Source organism: Streptomyces sp. NBC_01314, from assembly GCF_041435215.1.
Lineage (GTDB): Bacteria > Actinomycetota > Actinomycetes > Streptomycetales > Streptomycetaceae > Streptomyces.
Genome location: NZ_CP108394.1, coordinates 8,532,949 through 8,550,778 on the forward strand (window position 1 = coordinate 8,532,949; position 17,830 = coordinate 8,550,778).

Genomic DNA, 17,830 nt, shown 5'->3' on the forward strand with positions numbered 1-17,830 from the left:
CGATGGCACCGGCGCCCGCGCATACGTGGCGCCGGTGCTCACCCCGCGGCGGCCTCAGCCTCCGCCGTCGTCGCCAGGGGCACCGGCCGGGTCTCCGGCAGCAGCGCGAAGCAGCCCAGGCTCAGCAGGGCGATGCCGGTCAAGTACGCGCCCACGCCCCAGGGCACCCGGCCGCCCTGGGACACGGCGGTGGCTACGATTGGTGTCAGGGCGCCGCCCACCACCCCGCCGAGGTTGTAGCCGACAGCGGCCCCCGTGCAGCGCACCCGGGGTTCGTACAGCTCCGGCAAGTACGCGGCGATCACGGCGAACATCGTGACGAACGCGAGCATCGCCACGAGGAAGCCGAAGAAGATCAGCAGGGGTTCACCGGTCGCCAGCAGAGCGACCATCGGGAACATCCACAGCACGGTGACCGAACAACCGATCAGGCACAGCGGGCGCCGCCCGTACCGGTCGCCGAGCACCGCCGCCACCGGTGTCAGCGCGCCCTTCACCACCACGGCACCCATGATGCAGGTCAGCATGACCGTACGGCTGACTCCGAGCCGCTCGGTTCCGTACGCGAGGGACCAGGTCGTCACCGAGTAGAAGACCGCGTATCCGATCGCGAGCGCCCCGGCCGTCAGCAGGACGAGCCGCCAGTGGCCGCGCACGACCTCGGCGAACGGCACGCGCGCGGGCTCGGCGATCTGCAGGAACTGCGGGCTCTCCGTGAGCGACGACCGCAGCCACAGCCCCGCGAGGGCCAGTACGCCCGCCGCCCAGAACGGCACCCGCCACCCCCAGGCGGCGAACTGGGCCTCCGTCAGGCTCGCCGACAGCGCCAGCATCACCCCGTTGGCCAACAGGAACCCCACCGCGGGCCCGACCTGAGGGAAGCTCGACCACAGCCCGCGGCGATCGGCCGGCGCGTGCTCCGCCGTCAGCAGTACCGCCCCGCCCCACTCCCCGCCGAGCCCGAGCCCCTGCAGGAAGCGCAGCACGAGGAGGAGGAAGGGGGCGGCCACGCCGATCGAGTCGAACGTGGGGACGCAGCCGACGGCCACGGTCGCACCCCCGGTCAGCAGCAGCGAGGCGACGAGGACCGGCCGCCGCCCGTGCCGGTCCCCGATGTGCCCGAACAGCACCGAGCCGAGCGGCCGCGCCACGAACCCGACCCCGAAGGTCGCGAAGGCCGCGAGGGTCCCGGCCAGGGGAGAGAACGTCGGGAAGAACAGCGGCCCCAGGACGAGGGCCGCCGCTGTCCCGTAGACGAAGAAGTCGTAGAACTCGATGGCCGTCCCGGCGAGAGAGGCGGACGCGAGTCGCAGCATGGAGGGCGGTTTCACGGTGCGTGCAGGTTGCATGCCGCGTCAACTACCCACGGTGACGGGCGGTTACGGGGGGCGTGCGGAGGCCCGTTCGAGGTCAATGAGGCTCAGGAGGCGTCAACGGGTCTCAGTAGGTCACCGAGATGCGCCGGGCGAGCCCGTCGACCCGGATCACGCCCCCGTAAGGGATGACGAGCTGGGGATCGGTGTGTCCGAGATCCACGTCGAAGACGATCGTGGTGTCGGGGGCGTACGTCCGCATGGCGCGCAGAACGGCCTCCCGCTGTCCGGCCGCGTAACGGGCCGCCTCCTCAGGAGTGTTGGGCTGTTCGAAGGACCAGGCCTTGGGACGGCCCATCAGGAGTGCTGGGAAGCGCTGGAGCAGACCGCGTTCGCCCATGTTCCGCAGGGTGCGGAAGACCTCCTCGCCGCTGGGCATGTCCTCCGAGGTCTCCAGGACGAGCACGCCGCCGTCGAGGACGGACAGGTCGCGCGGCACCTCGCGGTCGGCCATCAGCAGCCAGCCGAGGATCTCCAGACAGCCGCCCCAACTCCGACCCTCCACCACGCGGTCGGGGCTCACCCAGGTCCATCCGGTGCCGGGCACGGTGTCCGGCTCCGCGTCGAAGGTCGCCGGGTCGGCCCAGTCGCGATTGACGTCGTTGAAGCGCTCGGCGGGCCGCAGTTCGTACGGTCCCGAGGTGAACAAGGCGGCGCGCAGGGAGTCCGCGGTCAGCGGGTCCATGGCGACGGACCTGCCCAGCGAGGTCATCACGGTCCCGCCGTGGTAGCCGACGACTCCGGCGTTGTACAGGAACGCCAACAGGTTGGTGTTGTCGCTCATGCCGAAGAACGGCTTGGGGTTGGCCCGCAGCAGCTCCCGGTCGAGGAACGGCAGCACGGTGATCTGGTCGTCGCCGCCGATCGACGTGAACACCGCCTTGATGTCCGGGTCGGTGAAGGCCGCGTGGATGTCGTCGGCCCGCTGCTGCGGTGTCGTGTCCATCTTCCGGGTCGTCGGGTACTCGACCGGTTCGAGGCCGTACTCCTCACGTAACCGCCGCAGGCCCAGTTCGTAGGGCCGTGGGAAGAGTTCGGGCAGGCCGGCGCCGGGGGAGAGGACGGCGACGCGGTCGCCGGGGGAGGGCTTGGGAGGATACGAGGGCGTGGTCATGCGGGGAGGGTACGGCCTCCTGCTCCACGGTTTCACCGTGATAAACCGGGGTTCAGCAGCGGTCCCGACGGGCCGCCCACCCCGAAAGGACCGGAGAAACCGTGCCCCGCAGCCTGGCCAACGCCCCGATCATGATCCTCAACGGCCCCAACCTGAACCTCCTGGGTCAGCGTCAGCCCGAGATCTACGGCTCCGACACGCTCGCCGACGTCGAGGCGATGTGCGCCAGGGCGGCGGCCGCGCACGGGGGCACCGTGGACTTCCGGCAGTCCAACCACGAGGGCGAACTCGTCGACTGGATCCATGAGGCACGGCTCGACCACAGCGGGATCGTCATCAACCCCGGCGCCTACTCGCACACCTCCGTGGCGATCCTCGACGCGCTCAACACCTGTGACGGGCTGCCCGTGCTGGAGGTCCACATCTCCAACATCCACAAGCGCGAGACGTTCCGGCACCACTCGTACGTCTCGCTGTGCGCCGACGGGGTCATCGCCGGCTGCGGGGTGCAGGGCTATGTGTTCGGCGTGGAACGGGTCGCCGCGCTGGCGGGAGCGGGGAAGGCCGAGGCGTAGGGCTCCGTCGCCGAGGGGGGTGCGGAGGCGGACGGTCCGGTCTCCCGACGAACGAGGTGGTAAGGCCCGACCGCAGGGCGGACGCCCGTTACAGGCGGCCCGCCTCCACGATCCGTCGCAGGAACTGCCGCGTGCGTTCCTGCCGCGGATCGCCGAAGACCTGCTCCGCCGTGCCGTGTTCCAGCACCACGCCTCCGTCCAGAAAGCAAACCTGGTCGGCGACGTCGCGGGCGAAGCCCATCTCGTGCGTGGCCAGCACCATCGTCATCCCGTCTCCCTTCAGGTCACGGACGACGTTCAGGACCTCGCCCACCAGCTCCGGATCGAGAGCCGCGGTGATCTCGTCGAGCAGTAGCAGCCGGGGGCGTACGGCCAGGGCGCGCACGATCGCCACGCGCTGCTGCTGACCGCCGCTGAGCCGGTCGGGGTACCCGCCCGCCTTCCCGTTCAGCCCGAGCCGGTCCAGGAGTTCATGGGCCCGTTCCTCGGCCTCCGCACGGCCCATGCCGTGCACCCGGCGTGGGGCGAGGGTGATGTTGTCCAGCACCGTCATGTGCGGGAACAGGTTGTACGACTGGAAGACCACGCCAATGCGGCGGCGTACCGCGTCCTGGTCGACGCGCGGGTCGGTGATCTCCTCGCCGTCCAGCCAGATCGCCCCGTCGTCGATGTCCTCCAGGAGGTTGGCGCAGCGCAGCAGCGTCGACTTCCCGGACCCGGAGGCGCCGATCAGGGCGGTCACGGTGTGCGGGGCGACCTCCAGATCGACGTCCCGCAGTACGACCGAGCCGCCGAAGGTCTTGCGCACGGACTCCACCCGCAGCACGGGGGAGCCCTGGGAGGCGTCTGCGGTGTTTTCGGTGTCGCTCATGTCGTACCTCCCTGCGCCCGCTGCCGGTCCATCCGGGCTGTGACCCAGTCGGTGAAGCGGGTCATCGGAATGGTCAGGGCGACGAAGACCAGTCCGGCGACGATGTACGGCGTGTAGTTGAGGCTGCGGCCCGCGATGATGTCCGCGGCGCGTACGGCGTCGATCGCGCCGCCGATCGAGACCAGGCCGGTGTCTTTCTGCAGTGACACGAGGTCGTTGAGGAGGGGCGGCACCTGGCGGCGTACCGCCTGGGGGAGCACGACGTGCCGCAGTGCCTGCCGGTTGGTGAGGCCCAGCGAGCGGGCCGCCGCGCGCTGCGAGGGGTGCACGGACTCGATGCCGGCGCGGAACACCTCGGCGACGTACGCCGAGTACGTCAGTGTCAGCGCGGTGCCGCCGAGCAGTACCGGGTCGACGGTCACGCCCTGGAGCCTGAGCGCGGGGACGCCCAGGACCACGATCATCAGGTTGATGATCAGCGGCAGACCGCGGAAGAAGTCGGTGTAGGCGGCGGCCAGCGCCCGCAGCGGGAAGAACACCGGGCCGCGCAGGGTCCGCGCCACGGCGATGAGCATGCCGAGGACGAGCACGGCGACGCCGCAGATCAGCAGCAGCCGGACGTTGAGCCACAGTCCTTCGAGGACCTTCGGGAACGCCTCGCGCGCGTACTCCGCGCTGAAGAACGTCTCCTTGGTGCGCGGCCACCCCGGCGCGTTGACGACGACGAGATAGAGGACGACGCCCGTGACCAGGGTCGACAGGGCGGCGATGCCCGTGGCGCGGCGGGCCCGGGTGCGCTTGAAGTGCTCCCGGTCGAGCCGCCGTCGCGAGGGGACGTAACCGTCGTCCGCGCCGGGCATGTCGCCGTCGTCGTCCGCGTCCTCCCGGTCGGGCTCCTGCTTCACGACCGTCACTTGAGCACCGGGGCGTCGACGGCTTCGGAGAGCCACTCCTGCTCGATCCTGGCCAGCGTGCCGTCCTCACGCAGGGCGTCCACGGCGGTCGTCACGCAGGACGTGAGGGCGCTGCCCTTGTCGAGGACGAGACCGAACTGCTCGGGTGTGCCGCCCTGGTTCTCGAACTGGCCGACGATCTTCGCGTCCGTCACCTCGGCCGAGGTGATGTAGAACGCGGTCGGCAGGTCGACCACGATCGCGTCGATCTGGCCGTTCTTCAGCGCGGACTTGGCCTGGTCGTTCTTCGCGTACGCGGCGGCGTCCCGGGTCGGCTTCACCACGTCGCCGATGTAGTCCAGGCTGGTGGTGCCGACCTGGGCGCCCAGGTGCAGCTTCCTGAGGTCCGCGATGCTCGCGGCCTTCGCGGCCGCGGAGCCCTTCAGCGCGACCACGGCCTGGCGCACGTCGTAGTAGCCCGACGAGAAGTCCACGGCCTTCTTGCGCTCGTCGCTGATCGACACCTGGTTGATGTCGAAGTCGAAGGTCTTCGCGCCCGGCGCGAACGCCTTGTTGAAGGGCACGCTCTGCCAGACGACGTCCGCCTTGTCGTAGCCGAGCTGCTCGGCCACGGCGTACGCGACCGCCGACTCGAAGCCCTCGCCGTTCTTCGGGTCGTCGTCCCTGAACCAGGGCTCGTACGCCGGTTCGTCGGTGGCGATCGTCAGCTTGCCGGAGGTCTCCGTGCCCAACCCGCCCTTGGCGCAGGACGCCCCGGAGGCCGAGGAGGAGGCTGAGCCGGAGGCGTCCTCCTCCGGCTGCGGGGCGCAGCCCACCGCGACGGTGGCGAGCAGGGCGGCTATGGCGGCGGAGGCGGCACGGCGCGTGGAGCGCGGGGCTCGCAGGACAGGACGCATGGCGTGAGATTGACAGCGTGACGTCCTGTTTGTCGAGGTCACACAGGCAGTTGTCCGCATTCTGGGAACGTGTGTTGCATTCCTGTGAACCCTCGGCGGGGCCGCCGGCCGAGGGCGGGGATTGGAGGCCGGCGGCCCATCCGCGCGGAAGCCGTCATCCCGTGCGGACCTGCTTCCAGTGGACTACGCCACGGCGCGCGCCGGGAGCGCGCGCGTGACATCGGCGCGTGCGTTCGATTCACACGGGGCGCGTGAGAGCGTGCCCGCGCCCCCTGCCGGTTGCCTCACCAACTGCCCTACAGCACTGAGGAGTTCACCAGCCTCGCGCGCCACTCGGGCAGGTGCGGGCGCTCCGCGCCAAGCGTCGTGTCGTTGCCGTGGCCCGGATAGACCCACGTCTCGTCGGGCAGGGCCTCGAAGATCTTCGTCTCCACGTCGTGGATCAGACTGGCGAACGCCTCCGGGTCCTTACGGGTGTTGCCCACCCCGCCCGGGAAGCCTGGGGCGCGAGTCTGCGGTACCAGATGAGGGTGCAGGCGGCGATGTTGTGTCGCACCCGCTCAGCCGGCCGAAGTGTTCTGTGTCGCCTCGCGTGCCTCGGTGAGGGCTCGCTGCCTGAGGTTGCCGCCGAACAACTGAATCGTGGTGGCGGCCAGGATGTCATCCCTGCCGATGGTCCGCCCGTCCCCCCTGCGGGCGGACAGGGCCCGGAGGGAATCCTTGAGGAACGGAGGTGGGGCCGGTTCGCCCGACATCACTAGGGTGACCGTACCGAAACGTTTGACCCCGCCCTCGCGGACGACCATGGCCGCGTCCCGGGCGAGGTCCGTCAGGAACACGCTCGCGATTCCGTCCAGGTCGCGGACCATCGCCGGGACGGCCGTCGCCCCCTGGCTCCACAGCAGCTTCTTGACCCCGGCCTCGAACCTGTGGGCGCCGACCACAGCACTCGGTTTGCGCGACCTGCTGCGCTTACGAGAAGGCACGATGACACCCTCGGCGTCGTACAGGACACCGGTCAGGCCTTGAAACGTCGGGCTGTGGTCGTACCATTTGTCCCCCACCTCGAGCTCGACGTTCCGGTCGATCGCCGAGAGAAGGTCCCCGGGAATCAGCTTCTTCCGGGCCTCCGCCGCCGCCGCTCTCTTCGCGCCGTCGATGATCTCCGTCAGCACTGTCCGCGTCACCGACGCGGCGGCCCACGCGGCCGACCGAGAGACGTGCATCGAGGTCACGTCCCTGAACACCGCTTTGACGAGAGAAGGCTTGAACGGCGAGACATCCATGACCGAGGCGGTCTCGGGACCGCTGCGCTCAGGGCGTGCGGGCTGTGCGGTCATCGGAAGAAACGCTCCCTAATGTGATCGGTCATGCGCCCCCTTGCTGAAGAACGCAGAGTAGCGGCGCGCTGGTTTTACTGGCAGGCGTACTTCAGGTTCCGTGCCCGGGCGGTGACGACCTCGCCGATCGCCTTGGCCGCAGCGGTCTGATGCCTCTTCAGCGCGAGCGCCAGCCGATCCAGATCCCCACCCAGCCCCTCCGCGAAGTAAGTGACCGTCCCGAGCCCTTCACGGCCCATCTGATGGAAGGCCTTCGCGGGGAACGTGCACGACGTCGCATTGCCCAGGATGATCCGGCGTTGGCGGAGGTAGCGGCGGTGCGCTTTGACCGCGATCCGGTTACCCCAGTCCCAGGGGAACCGTTCTCGTGCGGCCTGCCGGGCGAGCCGGTTCAGCTGGCCGTTCAGGCGGACGGCGTCGTTCAGGTCGACGACGATTGGGTCCTGCTGCCAGACGACGTGGATGTGTTCTTTCTCGTCGGCGCACTTGGCCGGGTGGTAGTTGATCCTTCCCCACGGTTCGCCGGAGAGGCTGGCGTCGAGGGGGTTGATGATGTCGGCGTCCTCCAACTGTCGGAAGACTGCGAGGACGCCGGGCTTGCCGCAGCTGCTGTGCGCGGGGCTGCACTCGCCATCGCTGGTCGGGACGGTCTGCACGATGTACGTGGTGTCGCGGTCGTCGCCAAGCTCGATGACGATGTCTGTGGCCATGGGATCTCCTAGTGTCCTGAGTCTTTGATTCGGTTCAGATATCCGGCGAGGCGTTCGAAGATCTCGTCGGCGGTCTTCGTCCAGACGAAAGGTCGGGGATCTTCGTTCCAGGTGGCGATCCAGGAGCGGATGTCTTTCTCCAGGGCCTGCACGTTCTTGTGGACGCCGCGCCGTATCTGCTTGTCCGTCAGCAGGCCGAACCAGCGCTCGTCGGGTAGGACCGCTGCATTGCTGCAGCGGTCCCCCCTCAGAACCGGCCGTGCCCGATTTCCAGGCAACCGGCTCAAGCAAGCTCTATGGCTCGCGGGCTGGTCAGAAGTGCTGGCGACTTGCCGATGCCGGTGGTCAGCCGACGGTGGCAGTGGGTGTGGATCAGACGTGGGGCGGCGGATTTGTCCGGCTTGCCGTTGCCCGCATCAGCGATGATCGCGTGTTTCCGGATCGCCGTGCGGGTGACCTTGAGCCACTGTTCCCACTGGTCGGGAGTTTGCGGCTCGTGGTCGGCGTGCAGCAACAGCCCTCCGCAGACTGGACATCGGCCGTCCTGCTTCTGCAATAGATGCAGGGTGCCTTTGCCCAGCGGGAGTTTGCCGCGGCGACGCCGCTTGGCCCAGAAGTCGACCAGGGTGGGATCGTCGGTCGACGCCGTTCCTGGCACCATCCGGTGCCGGACGATCGGCGTCCAGGCGAACTTGTAGAGGTAGAAACCGCTGGTGCGGTCCCCGAACACCCACCTGTCATACCTGAACGGGTTGAACATGCCGAAGTACCGGTCGGTCACCCAGCGCTTCGACTTGTTCGCGTGAGAGAACTTGGCCCACTTGTAGACCAGCCTCCACACGTAGGCGTCCAGCGAGTTGAACGCCCGCTTGGACACCCCGATCCGGTAGTAGGCGGCCCAGCCCTTGATGATCGGGTTGAGCTTGGCGATCACCGCGTCGGCGTTGGCCCCTCGCAGGGCCAGCATCTCGGCGGCGAGCCGTTCCCGGATCCGCCACAGGGCCGCGTTGCTCGGCTTGGTCAGCAACTTGCCGCGATAGCGTCGGATGTTGAACCCCAGGAAGTCGCAGCCCTCATCGAGGTGGACAACGCGCGTCTTGTCCTCGTTGAAAGCCAGTCCCCGGGGCGCGAGCCACGCGGCGAGCCGTGCCTTGACCTCCTCGGCTTGTTCCTGCGAGTGGCACAGGGCGAGGAGGTCGTCGGCGTAGACGACCAGAACCGGTGAGTCACGCGCCAAAATCGCGGCATCGCTGCCGAGAGTCTGGTAGCGGACTCCAGCGGCCTTTCCCATTCCATGCAAAGCGATATTCAACAACGCGGGACTGATCACCCCGCCCTGAGGAGTTCCTTCCAACGTGGGGGCGAACCAACCTTTCTCGACCACGCCCGCCTTCAGCCATCCGGCGATCATTCCCCTTCCGGGAAACGAACCCAGCGACGTGAGCAGATTATCGTGGTCGATCCGGTCGAATGCCGCTTTCAAGTCGGCGTCGAGCACCCACAGGCGCTTGGCGGTCTTGCCGCACGCCGTCGTGTGGATGGCCACAATCGCGTCATGACAGCCACGGCCGGGACGGAAGCCGTAGACCTTCGGTTCCAGCCGTGCCTCCCACTCGGGCTCCAGCGCATTCAGTGCCAGAGCTTGGAGGCATCTGTCAGCGATCACGGGAATTCCGAGCGGGCGCTGTTTTCCATTCGCCTTGGCGATATACACCCGCTTGACGGGCTTGGGTTTCCACGGGGCCGCGCCATGCTGGACCCAGTCGGCCAGCTCGGCCTTTTCCTGGGGCGGCAGGACGACTTTCCCGTCAACCCCCGCCGTCTTGCGGCCAGCGTTGACCTCCGTGACCCGCCGCACACTCACGAGTGCGTTGGCGCGGGAGCGGAGCATCAGCTTCTGCAGATTCCTGACCTTGGCCAGGTCTCCTGCCTGCGATGCCGTGAAGATGCGCTGCCGCAGACGCCGTACGTCGTCCTCGACCCTCCGCCAGTCGATCGACGGCCAGTCGGTGATCTCGCCCTCCGGTCCGTTCGCTATGCCGACGGCGGTCGCTGCGGCTTGCGCCGTCCCGGCCGCGTGTGTCGTCATGACGTCCAACTTTTCCTTCGGTTCCGGTGTCTTCGGTCTTCGTGCCTTCACAAGCTCACCAGACCCACGTCAGCACCCTTTCAGGTCGGGGTATCGGCCCCTATCCGGCCAGTTATGCGGGAACCGCCGACGGAGGTGTCGGCATGTGGTTCCCGGTTTCCTGCTGCCTTTCGGCCACCGGCATTCGCTTGCTGGGTCTTCCTGCGCCCGCTGGAGATTTGGGCCTTACTTGCGGTTGGCTTACCAGGCCAGAAACTTATTGCCTGGACTCCATCGGGGTTGTCACGTTCCGCATGAGAGAGGTGCTGCCGGGGAGGGTGCCCTCTGCACCCCGGGGACGGCGGTGCACTCCCGACCGGTCAGATATCTCCGGTCGGCGCCTGCCACTTTTCAATGGCCAGTCCCTATCTCCCGCTGAAACAACCCATCGGCGAGAGTGCTCATGACGAGGCATCATCAAGGGTTCATTCGCATTCACCCGTCCGGCATTTCCCGGCCTGTAATCCCCGGATGGAACGGGAATCCTTGGACCTTTCCTCAGGCTTCGCACCCCGCGATCACTCGCGACGCACGCTGAGGCGGGAACGAGCCCTGTGCACTGGCTCGGGTCTACACCTTCGACATCGTCGAACCTCCTTGGTGATTCCCACTCTTCTCAAGCGACTTCGTGTCGCACGACCTGGTTCAACCAGGAGGCGCTGGTCGGCGTGAAGTGCATATGGAACCGGGGGTGGGCCAGCAGCCACTTCTGGATCGCGGGGGTCTTGCGAGTGGCGTAGTTGTCGCAGATCAGGTGGACATCGAGGTGCTCGGGCACCTCCTTGTCGAGCTTGGCCAGGAACTTCTTGAACTCCACCGCGCGGTGCCGGCGGTGGATGGAGGAGATGACCTCGCCGGTCGCAGCGTTCAGCGCGGCGAACAGGGCCGTCACCCCACCGCGCACATAGTCGTGGGTGCGGCGCTCGGGCATGCCGGGCATCATCGGCAGTACCGGCGCGGACCGGTCCAGCGCCTGGATCTGCGACTTCTCGTCCACGCACAGCACGATCGCCCGCTCCGGCGGGTCCAGGTACAGACCGACGACGTCGCGGACCTTCTCGATGAACTGCGGGTCCTTGGACAGCTTGAAGGTGTCCACCAGGTGCGGCTTGAGGCCGAAGGTCCGCCAGATCCTGGAGACCGTGGACTGCGACAAGCCGCTGGCCTCGGCCATCTCCCGCGTCGACCAGTGCGTGGCGTTCTTCGGGGTGGACTCCAGCGTGCGCACCACGACCTCCTCGACCTTCTCGTCGCTCACCGTGCGCGGCGGCCCTGGCCGCGGCTCGTCCGACAGGCCCTGAAGCCGATCGGACGCGAACCGCTTGCGCCACTTGGCCACCGTCACCGGGTGCACCCCAAGTTCCGTACCCACGACGGTATTTGAGCCACCCTGGGCGCAGGCCAGAACGATCCGGCACCGCAACGCCAAAGCCTGCGACGACGTCGCCCGCCGCGACCAGCGCAGCAACGTATCCCGCTCGTCGTCTGTCAGGACCACCTCGACCGTCGGCCGACCCATACGCGCCATGAGCCCAGCCTACTTCTTCAGTGAATCAAAGACTCAGGACACTAGATCGTGGTGAGGGTGCCGGTGTGGGCTGCGGCGGGTCCGGTCGCGGGCCTGTGCAGGAGGTACAGCAGGGCCCTGATCTCGTCGTGCCGCTGATCGAGTTGCTCTCGGTCCTCGGTGTCGCGAGCCTCTGGAAGGTCGTTGTGGGCTGCTGTGATCGCGCCCTTGATGTCGAGGAAGTCCGGGGTGACTGCCGGCTGCTGCTCTTGGGCGAAGCCGAGCAGAAGGGCAATTGCGAGGCCACGGGGTACACCGCGGGAAGGAGCTTCCCCAGGCGCTCGTGAGCAGTTGATGTGAGGCGGTTGAACTCTGCACCGAGTGCAGACAGGTCTTCGAGATCGACAAGCTCGAACTGGGCCTCGGTCTTGAGGTGGCGTGATCGCACGGCGCCCTTGCCGTCTGCGTTCCAGGCGATCGCGCCGTGAACGTATGGGTGGCGGCGCTCGAATGCTTGTTTCGACTGCGACAGCAGCGTCCGGAACTCGGTCTTCTCGTTTTGGGGGATGTCGTCGAGGGCGTCGACCAGCGCACGGCAGGCAGTGATGACGCGGCTTGAGGACTCGCCGCTGATGAGCAGTGCCCCAGAGGGGCTGTTGCACAGCAGCTTCACGAGTGTCTCCAGGTACATCTCCAGCGTGGCAGCGTCACGGATCATGTGGCCGAGGAGGCTGTCGAGGAGTTGGTCTTCCTTCACCCAGTCAGGGGGTCCGTCGTCGCCACAGCCTTCCCTTGAGTTCGGCCGCTCGGCAAGTTGCTTCCCGTGGGTCGCTCGGCTTCGAACTAAGCCCCTCCAGCGGCATAGAGGATGCGGTCTGTTGGCTTTGACCTGCGAAGTCTCAGGCAGATGGCACGTCCTTGGCACGCCTCTCGTGCTCGCGCAAACGGGTGCGGATGCGCTCTGCCTCCGCCGGGGTGAGGCTGGCGGCATGGCTTCCGCCCGTGGTCGTATACCCGCCCGACGAGGACGGCGGGTGGCGGGCCGGAGCAGTGGGGCTACTACCAGGGAGACCACCATGACTGTCCGTACCTACGTCTCGACGACTGTGCGGAACGACCGTGTCGACGAGGTTCTCCACGCGCTGGAGAACGTGGATCCGGATGCGATCGTGGCATCCGTCAACCGCTCGGACGCTCCCGACGTCCCCGCCGGGGTATCGGTATCGCTGAACGGTGATGCCCGTGAGGCGGTGAAGAAGCAGCTCGATGTGATTCCCGATCTGGAGTGCGAGATTGACGTGCGGGACACCGAGGATCTGTGAGCCGGACAAGCGGATGGCCCTCCGCCCGGTCTTGGTGACCAAGCGTGGGGCCATCCGTCACGGCGGCCAGGAAGACTCAGCGGTTACCTGCTTCGTGCGTACGGCGCCAGGCGTTGTGCGCCCGCGCGCCGCCGACCCGGAGCCGGAGCTTTTTGCCGAGGCAGCGCAACCTGAAGAGTGGGTCGCGCCGGGTAGCCCTCGAAACTGATCATGGGCGGCGGTCATCCTGCAACCTGCCTGGCCGGCACGATCTGGCACAGATGTTCCTCCCCCCCGCGGTCACTGCTGCCGCGGCGTCGGTGAGGGAGCTCTGGACGCCACCGTCCGTGGGGCAAGATGCTGCCCGAGCGCCGACGGGCCCGAACGCGCGACCGCCCCCGCTTCGGTTTCGAAACGGGGGCGGTCGTCGTTGGACGGTTACCAGCCTCGTGCGCGCCACTCCGCGAGGTGGGGCCGCTCCGTGCCGAGGGTGGTGTCGTTGCCGTGGCCGGGGTAGACCCAGGTCTCATCGGGCAGCGCGTCGAATACCTTGGTCTCCAGGCCGTCCATCAGGGAGTTGAACTCTTCCGGAAGTGTTGTCCGGCCAGGGCCGCCCGGGAAGAGGCAGTCCCCGGTGAAGACATGCGGATGTCCGTGCGGGTCGTCGTAGACCAGGGCGATCGAACCCGGCGTGTGGCCCACCAGGTGGCGCGCGGTGAGCTCCACGCGCCCCACCCGGATCGTGTCGCCGTCACCGACGGGCACGTCGGTCGTCACCGGGATGCCCTCGGCGTCGTCCCGGCCCGCGTACGTACGGGCGCCGGTGGCCGCCACGACCTCGGCGAGAGCCTGCCAGTGGTCGCCGTGCTGATGCGTGGTGACCACGGACGCGATCCCGTCGTCACCGATGAGGGTGAGCAGCGTGCCGGCGTCGTTCGCGGCGTCGATCAGCAGCTGCTCGTCGGTGGCGCGGCAGCGCAGCAGATACGCGTTGTTGTCCATCGGGCCGACCGCGACCTTGGAGATCATCAGGTCTCGCAGCTCGTGCACATCCGCAGGACCGCCGACCTTCACCGCTCCGCTGTACGTCATGGGGGCAGCCTATAGCCGGGGCAGCGGCGGGAGAGCCCCTCCTTCCACGCGCAGCGCGGCACCGTCGCGGCGGCCCACGAGCCAGCCGAGGAGCGCCGGCGTGGTTCCGGTCACCGCCACCTCGGATCCGGAAGCGGCGCTACCGGTGGTCCACGCGCGCGTGCCGTCCGTCACACGGGTGCGCGGCACTTCGGGATGGCCGGTGAAACGGTCGACGAGGAAGTCGATCTCCCGCACCACGAAGTCCTCCGGCAGATCCTCCAGCTCGTACCCGACCCCCAGGTCCACGTGATGGATCTCCATCTCGATCCAGCGCCGGAACGGTACCCGGGACGCGGAGTCCGTGACCCCGTTGCGCAGCTCGACCGTGCGGGACCAGTCCCCAAGGGCCGAGGCGGCGTCCTGGAAGCGGTCCGCGCTGTCGTGCACGTCGGCGAGCTGGGCCTTCAGGGGGCGTGGCGCGTCCCGCTCGATGTCCGCGTCCCGGGCCTCCCCGGAGGTGTACATGGGGCGCCCTTCGAGGACGTTCACGAGCGCGTCCGCGTTGCGGGCGAGGTGGGCGAGGACGTGACCGCGGGTCCAGCCGGGCAGCCGTGACGGGTCGGTCACAGCGGCGTTGTCCAGTTCGGCCGCCGCGGTGAGGAGCCGGTCCGTCGCTTCACGTACAGAGGCCAGGTCACGCGCGTGATCCATCATGCCGCCGACCCTAGCCCCGTCACACCTTTCGGGTGAAGGAGTCCGGCCACGCCCGCAAATCGAATGCACGTGCTATATGGTCGGGTGCGGCGTCGGGCATGCTGGAAGGCCCGGGATTGTTGTGGAACGGGGAAACAGGACCGGCGCTGTCAGTGGCTCCCCCTAGTCTGTGGAAGACGGGGTCTCCGGCCCCTGTCACTCACTCAAGAAAGGTGCGGACCGGCGTGGCCGACCGTCTCATCGTCCGTGGCGCGCGCGAGCACAACCTGAAGAACGTCTCGCTCGACCTGCCACGCGACTCGCTCATCGTCTTCACGGGCCTGTCGGGGTCGGGCAAGTCCTCGCTGGCCTTCGACACGATCTTCGCCGAGGGGCAGCGCCGGTACGTCGAGTCGCTCTCCTCCTATGCCCGGCAGTTCCTCGGGCAGATGGACAAGCCGGATGTCGACTTCATCGAAGGTCTGTCCCCGGCGGTCTCCATCGACCAGAAGTCGACCTCGCGCAACCCGCGCTCGACGGTCGGCACGATCACCGAGGTCTACGACTACCTACGGCTGCTCTTCGCGCGCATCGGCAAGCCGCACTGTCCCGAGTGCAGCCGACCCATCTCACGCCAGTCGCCGCAGGCCATCGTCGACCGGGTGCTGGAGCTGCCCGAAGGCAGCCGCTTCCAGGTCCTCTCGCCGCTGGTGCGTGAGCGCAAGGGCGAGTTCGTCGACCTCTTCGCGGATCTCCAGACCAAGGGTTACAGCCGCGCACGGGTGGACGGCGAGACCATCCAGCTTTCCAACCCGCCCACCCTGAAGAAGCAGGAGAAGCACACCATCGAGGTGGTCGTCGACCGCCTCACGGTGAAGGACTCCGCCAAGCGCCGCCTCACCGACTCCGTGGAGACCGCTCTCGGCCTCTCCGGCGGCATGGTCGTGCTCGACTTCGTCGACCTCCCCGAGGACGACCCCGAGCGTGAGCGCATGTTCTCGGAGCACCTGTACTGCCCGTACGACGACCTGTCCTTCGAGGAGCTGGAGCCCCGCTCCTTCTCCTTCAACTCGCCCTTCGGCGCCTGCCCGGAATGCTCCGGCATCGGTACGCGGATGGAGGTCGACCCCGAGCTGATCGTCCCGGACGAGGACAAGTCGCTCGACGAGGGCGCCATCCACCCCTGGTCGCACGGCCACACCAAGGACTACTTCGGCCGCCTGATCGGTGCCCTCGCGGACGCGTTGGGATTCCGGACCGACATCCCCTTCGCCGGACTCCCGCAGCGCGCGAGGAAAGCCCTGCTGTACGGCCACAAGACGCAGATCGAGGTGCGTTACCGCAACCGGTACGGACGCGAGCGCGTGTACACGACGGCCTTCGAAGGCGCCGTCCCCTTCGTGAAGCGGCGGCACGGCGAGGCCGAGAGCGACGCCAGCCGTGAGCGCTTCGAGGGCTATATGCGCGAGGTGCCCTGCCCCACCTGTGAGGGCACACGGCTGAAGCCGATCGTCCTCGCGGTCACGATCATGGAGAAGTCGATCGCCGAGGTCGCCGCCATGTCGATCAGCGACTGCGCGGACTTCCTGGGCCGGCTGAAGCTCAACCCACGCGACAAGAAGATCGCCGAACGGGTGCTGAAGGAGGTCAACGAACGGCTGCGGTTCCTGGTCGACGTCGGCCTCGACTACCTCTCGCTCAACCGCGCGGCCGGCACGCTCTCCGGCGGAGAGGCCCAGCGCATCCGCCTGGCCACCCAGATCGGCTCCGGTCTGGTCGGCGTGCTCTACGTCCTCGACGAGCCCTCCATCGGTCTGCACCAGCGCGACAACCACCGGCTCATCGAGACCCTGGTCCGGCTGCGCGACATGGGCAACACGCTCATCGTCGTCGAGCACGACGAGGACACCATCAAGATGGCCGACTGGATCGTCGACATCGGTCCCGGCGCGGGCGAGCACGGCGGCAATGTCGTACACAGCGGCTCCCTGAAGGAACTCCTCGACAACGCCGAGTCGCAGACCGGGCAGTACCTGTCGGGCAAGAAGGCCATCCCGCTGCCCGACATCCGCCGCCCGCTCGACCCGGCCCGGCAGCTCACCGTGCACGGCGCCCGGGAGAACAACCTCCAGGACATCGACGTCTCGTTCCCGCTGGGCGTCTTCACCGCCGTCACCGGTGTGTCCGGCTCCGGCAAGTCCACGCTGGTCAACGACATCCTGTACACGCACCTGGCCCGTGAGCTGAACGGCGCGAGGAGCGTCCCGGGGCGGCACACGCGCGTGGACGGCGACGACCTCGTCGACAAGGTCGTGCACGTCGACCAGTCGCCGATCGGCCGTACGCCCCGGTCCAACCCGGCGACGTACACCGGCGTCTTCGACCACGTGCGCAAGCTGTTCGCCGAGACCACCGAGGCGAAGGTCCGCGGCTATCTGCCCGGCCGCTTCTCCTTCAACGTCAAGGGCGGCCGCTGCGAGAACTGCGCGGGCGACGGCACCATCAAGATCGAGATGAACTTCCTCCCGGACGTCTACGTCCCGTGCGAGGTCTGCCACGGCGCCCGGTACAACCGGGAGACCCTGGAGGTCCACTACAAGGGCAAGTCCGTGGCCGACGTACTGAACATGCCGATCGAGGAGGCCACGGACTTCTTCGAGGCCGTCCCCGCGATCGCCCGTCACCTCAGGACACTCAAGGACGTCGGCCTCGGCTACGTCCGGCTCGGCCAGTCCGCGACCACCCTGTCCGGCGGTGAGGCACAGCGTGTCAAGCTCGCCAGCGAGCTGCAGCGCCGCTCCACCGGACGCACGGTCTACGTCCTGGACGAGCCGACCACCGGACTGCACTTCGAGGACATCAGCAAGCTCCTCACGGTGCTGTCCGGCCTGGTCGACAAGGGCAACACGGTCATCGTCATCGAGCACAACCTCGACGTCATCAAGACCGCCGACTGGGTCGTGGACATGGGTCCCGAGGGCGGCGCCGGCGGTGGTCTCGTGATCGCCGAGGGCACACCCGAGCAGGTCGCCGGGGTTCCGGCCAGCCACACGGGCAAGTTCCTGCGGGAGGTTCTCGGCGCCGACCGGATCAGCGACGCGGCCCCGGTGAAGGCCCCGCGCAGGACCGCGGCGAAGAAGACGGTCGCCGCCGGATCGACCGCGAAGAAGACGGCGACGGCCCGGACGACCACGACCACGGCCGCCAAGAGCCAGGCGACCGAGACCACGGTCGCCAAGAAGGCGGCCGCGACCACGAAGAAGGCGACTCCCGCGAAGAAGACGACGCGGGCGCGCAAGGCCTGAGACGCCTGAGCGAAAAGTCCTGCCACATC

Annotated in this window: 14 protein-coding genes and 3 pseudogenes; 3 read left to right on the forward strand and 14 right to left on the reverse strand. The window is 68.0% G+C overall.

The features are described from left to right. Positions 1-38: 38 nt before the first annotated feature. Together OG622_RS37475 and OG622_RS37480 are read right to left on the reverse strand one after the other, a co-directional pair. Positions 39-1,316, reverse strand: a complete 1,278-nt coding sequence (locus tag OG622_RS37475) for an MFS transporter (protein WP_371581066.1) — start codon at positions 1,314-1,316, stop codon at positions 39-41. A gap of 124 nt (positions 1,317-1,440) precedes the next feature. After that, positions 1,441-2,487 (reverse strand): S66 peptidase family protein, encoded by a 1,047-nt coding sequence (locus tag OG622_RS37480; protein ID WP_371581067.1) that lies wholly within the window; start codon positions 2,485-2,487, stop codon positions 1,441-1,443. 101 nt (positions 2,488-2,588) lie between these two features. Here OG622_RS37480 and aroQ point away from each other — a divergent pair, with 101 nt between their 5' ends. Continuing rightward, positions 2,589-3,062: a type II 3-dehydroquinate dehydratase gene (gene aroQ, locus OG622_RS37485; RefSeq protein WP_371581068.1), complete on the forward strand. Its 474-nt coding sequence runs from the start codon at positions 2,589-2,591 to the stop codon at positions 3,060-3,062. 88 nt (positions 3,063-3,150) lie between these two features. On the opposite strand, the gene OG622_RS37490 is transcribed toward aroQ, so the two are convergent. The 10 genes and pseudogenes from OG622_RS37490 to OG622_RS37535 form a co-directional block, all read right to left on the reverse strand. After that, the gene (locus tag OG622_RS37490) at positions 3,151-3,933 is read right to left on the reverse strand and encodes an amino acid ABC transporter ATP-binding protein (RefSeq protein ID WP_371581069.1); all 783 of its coding nucleotides are present in this window, start codon (positions 3,931-3,933) and stop codon (positions 3,151-3,153) included. After that, entirely contained in the window at positions 3,930-4,847 is a 918-nt protein-coding gene (locus tag OG622_RS37495; protein ID WP_371581070.1) for an amino acid ABC transporter permease, read from the reverse strand. The genes OG622_RS37490 and OG622_RS37495 overlap by 4 nt, the downstream gene beginning before the upstream one ends. Beyond that, a complete protein-coding gene (locus OG622_RS37500) occupies positions 4,844-5,743 on the reverse strand; it encodes an ABC transporter substrate-binding protein (protein ID WP_371581071.1) in 900 nt (299 codons plus the stop codon). Before OG622_RS37500 ends, OG622_RS37495 begins: the two co-directional genes overlap by 4 nt. A gap of 296 nt (positions 5,744-6,039) precedes the next feature. Then, a pseudogene (locus OG622_RS37505) lies at positions 6,040-6,246 on the reverse strand (hypothetical protein); the annotation flags it as partial. Positions 6,247-6,303: 57 nt separating this feature from the next. Beyond that, the gene (locus tag OG622_RS37510; RefSeq protein WP_328839840.1) at positions 6,304-7,083 is read right to left on the reverse strand and encodes a hypothetical protein; all 780 of its coding nucleotides are present in this window, start codon (positions 7,081-7,083) and stop codon (positions 6,304-6,306) included. A gap of 74 nt (positions 7,084-7,157) precedes the next feature. Next, positions 7,158-7,793: a hypothetical protein gene (locus tag OG622_RS37515; RefSeq protein ID WP_371581072.1), complete on the reverse strand. Its 636-nt coding sequence runs from the start codon at positions 7,791-7,793 to the stop codon at positions 7,158-7,160. 8 nt (positions 7,794-7,801) lie between these two features. Continuing rightward, a pseudogene (locus OG622_RS37520) lies at positions 7,802-8,002 on the reverse strand (IS630 family transposase); the annotation flags it as partial. Positions 8,003-8,076: 74 nt separating this feature from the next. Continuing rightward, positions 8,077-9,882, reverse strand: a complete 1,806-nt coding sequence (locus OG622_RS37525; RefSeq protein WP_371572569.1) for a reverse transcriptase domain-containing protein — start codon at positions 9,880-9,882, stop codon at positions 8,077-8,079. A 670-nt stretch (positions 9,883-10,552) separates the two neighbouring features. Beyond that, positions 10,553-11,449: pseudogene (locus tag OG622_RS37530) on the reverse strand (IS630 family transposase); the annotation flags it as partial. Between the two features lie 25 nt (positions 11,450-11,474). Continuing rightward, complete coding sequence (locus tag OG622_RS37535) at positions 11,475-12,185, reverse strand: hypothetical protein (RefSeq protein WP_371581073.1); 711 nt, start codon at positions 12,183-12,185, stop codon at positions 11,475-11,477. Positions 12,186-12,504: 319 nt separating this feature from the next. On the opposite strand from OG622_RS37535, the gene OG622_RS37540 reads away from it, so the two are divergent. Then, positions 12,505-12,750, forward strand: a complete 246-nt coding sequence (locus tag OG622_RS37540; protein WP_327346547.1) for a hypothetical protein — start codon at positions 12,505-12,507, stop codon at positions 12,748-12,750. A gap of 417 nt (positions 12,751-13,167) precedes the next feature. Here the strand turns inward: OG622_RS37540 and OG622_RS37545 are convergent, their stop codons facing one another. Together OG622_RS37545 and OG622_RS37550 are read right to left on the reverse strand one after the other, a co-directional pair. Beyond that, a complete protein-coding gene (locus OG622_RS37545) occupies positions 13,168-13,821 on the reverse strand; it encodes an MBL fold metallo-hydrolase (protein ID WP_371581074.1) in 654 nt (217 codons plus the stop codon). A gap of 9 nt (positions 13,822-13,830) precedes the next feature. After that, entirely contained in the window at positions 13,831-14,517 is a 687-nt protein-coding gene (locus OG622_RS37550; protein ID WP_371581075.1) for a maleylpyruvate isomerase family mycothiol-dependent enzyme, read from the reverse strand. A 224-nt stretch (positions 14,518-14,741) separates the two neighbouring features. On the opposite strand from OG622_RS37550, the gene uvrA reads away from it, so the two are divergent. Next, positions 14,742-17,801 carry an excinuclease ABC subunit UvrA gene (uvrA, locus tag OG622_RS37555; RefSeq protein ID WP_371581076.1) on the forward strand — a complete coding sequence of 1,020 codons (3,060 nt, stop codon included), beginning with the start codon at positions 14,742-14,744 and terminating at the stop codon, positions 17,799-17,801. Positions 17,802-17,830 lie beyond the last annotated feature (29 nt).